We start from the raw sequence: 2,637 nt of genomic DNA, 5'->3' as shown, positions 1-2,637 counted from the left end.
GAAGACACAGCGCGAATACTACCTCAACGAGCAGATGAAGGCGATCCAGAAGGAGCTCGGCGAAGGCGAGGACGGCCGCGACGAGGCTGCCGAGATCGAGGCGCGCATCAAGAAGACCAAGCTCTCCAAGGAGGCCCGCGAAAAGGCGGAAGCCGAGTTGAAGAAGCTCCGGACGATGTCGCCGATGTCGGCGGAATCGACCGTCGTGCGCAACTATCTCGACTGGATCCTGTCGATCCCGTGGGGCAAGAACTCCAAGGTCAAGCAGGACCTGGCTTTCGCGCAGAACGTGCTCGACACCGATCATTTCGGCCTCGACAAGGTCAAGGACCGTATCGTCGAGTACCTTGCCGTGCAAAGCCGCCAGAAGAAGCTGAAGGGGCCGATCCTGTGCCTCGTCGGCCCTCCCGGCGTTGGCAAGACCTCGCTCGGCAAGTCGATCGCCAAGGCGACCGGTCGCGAATTCATCCGCATGGCGCTCGGCGGCGTGCGTGACGAAGCCGAGATCCGTGGCCATCGGCGCACCTATATCGGCTCGATGCCCGGCAAGGTCATCCAGTCGATGAAGAAGGCGAAGAAGTCCAACCCGCTCTTCCTGCTCGACGAGATCGACAAGATGGGCCAGGACTTCCGTGGCGACCCGTCGTCGGCGCTGCTCGAGGTGCTCGATCCGGAACAGAACTCGACGTTCATGGACCATTACCTCGAGGTCGAGTACGACCTGTCGAGCGTGATGTTCGTGACGACGGCGAACACGCTGAACATCCCTGCGCCCTTGATGGACCGCATGGAGATCATCCGTATCGCCGGCTACACCGAGGACGAGAAGATCGAGATCGCCAAGCGGCACCTAATGCCGAAGGTGGTGCGCGACCATGCCTTGCAGCCGAAGGAGTTCTCCGTTGGCGAGGACGCGATCCGCGCCATCATCCAGACCTACACCCGTGAAGCGGGCGTCAGAAGTCTGGAGCGCGAGCTGATGAAGCTCGGGCGCAAGGCGGTGACCGAGATCCTGAAGACGAAGAAGAAGACGGTCAAYATCACGGCGGCGAACCTCGCCGACTACCTCGGTGTTCCGCGCTTCCGCTTCGGTCAGGTCGAGGCTGACGATCAGGTCGGTGTCGTTACCGGGCTTGCCTGGACGGAAGTCGGCGGCGAGCTGCTGACGGTCGAAGGCGTCATGATGCCCGGCAAGGGCCGCATGACGGTGACCGGCAACCTGCGCGACGTGATGAAGGAATCGATTTCGGCGGCGGCCTCCTACGTCCGCTCGCGCGCCATCGATTTCGGCATCGAGCCGCCGCTGTTCGACAAGCGCGACATCCACGTGCACGTGCCGGAAGGTGCGACGCCCAAGGATGGACCGTCGGCCGGCGTGGCGATGGCGACCGCGATCATCTCGGTGCTGACCGGCATTCCGATCAAGGCCGATGTGGCGATGACCGGCGAGATCACGCTGCGCGGCAGGGTGCTGCCGATCGGCGGCCTCAAGGAGAAGCTGCTTGCCGCATTGCGCGGCGGCATCAAGAAGGTGCTGATCCCGGAAGACAACGCCAAGGACCTGGCGGAGATTCCGGACAACGTGAAGAACGGCATGGAAATCATTCCGGTCTCGCGGGTCGGTGAGGTGTTGCGCCACGCGCTGGTGCGTATGCCGGAGCCGATCGAGTGGGTCGAACCTGTCAATCCGCCGGCGACGACCGACACTGCGGACGATGCCGGCAAGACGCTTGCGCATTAGAGCAAAGCGGCGCGTCCACCTGGACGCGCCAGGGACGCTCTAACACTCGAGACTTGCGCATGGTCCTTTCCGAAAACCGCCTGCGGTTTTTCGGGGCCATGCGTAAGTTTTCGCTAAGGTTGCGGTGCACAAACAGAGAGCCGGGCTTCGCGCCCGGCTTTTTCATGTGAAAAACCCCGGAATCCCGGGCTTTTTCCGCTTTTTCTTGGGCTTTTCGACTTGGTTGCGGGAACGCTTCTTTCTAAAGTCCGTTTCCTGCCGGATGAGTCGTAGGTTCCGGTGTTCTCATGGAAGGGAATTTTTATGAACAAGAACGAACTGGTGTCCGCTGTCGCCGACGCCGCGAGCATTTCGAAGGGTGACGCACAGTCGGCGGTCGACGCGGTGTTTTCCGTGATCTCCGGCGAACTGAAGAAGGGCGGCGATGTCCGGCTTGTCGGCTTTGGCAATTTCACCGTGTCAAAGCGTGCGGCTTCGACGGGCCGCAACCCGCAGACAGGCGCCGAAGTCCAGATCCCGGCGCGCACCGTGCCGAAGTTCTCGGCCGGCAAGGGCCTCAAGGATGCGGTCAACTAAGCGACTTTTTTCTTTTCAGAGACCAGAAAAGCCGGGCTTGCCCGGCTTTTCATTTTTGTGCCCGACGCCGGTACAAGCGACCAGAAAAGGCGGGCTTGCCCGGCTTTTCATTTGCCGGGCCTGGAGTGGACGATCTCTGGGTCATGCCGTCCCGGAAAATGAGGGCGCGAAGCAGTCAAACTCGCGCGTCCGGAGAACCGGGATGAAGGGGCGCTTGGCGCGAGTCCGCTTTTGCGCTCGACCGAGGGCCCTGGCCATACTATCCTGCACCTAGGACATTGGCGGCGCTGCTCCACGTCGGGAAGAGGTTCCCCATGCCT

The 2,637-nt window shown here is 61.9% G+C and carries 2 protein-coding genes; both read left to right on the top strand.

Annotation, left to right across the window (positions count from 1 at the left end):
* The coding region (gene lon / locus ACXJ7R_RS29560; RefSeq protein WP_457154916.1) for an endopeptidase La at positions 1–1,741 on the top strand (1,741 nt) is incomplete at its 5' end.
* 303 nt (positions 1,742–2,044) lie between these two features.
* Complete coding sequence (locus tag ACXJ7R_RS29555; protein ID WP_027143628.1) at positions 2,045–2,317, top strand: HU family DNA-binding protein; 273 nt, start codon at positions 2,045–2,047, stop codon at positions 2,315–2,317.
* Positions 2,318–2,637 lie beyond the last annotated feature (320 nt).

This window comes from Mesorhizobium sp. P5_C1 (assembly GCF_054049815.1).
Note: the sequence above shows the minus strand (reverse complement) of the source record. Positions and strands in the feature narration are given on the sequence as shown.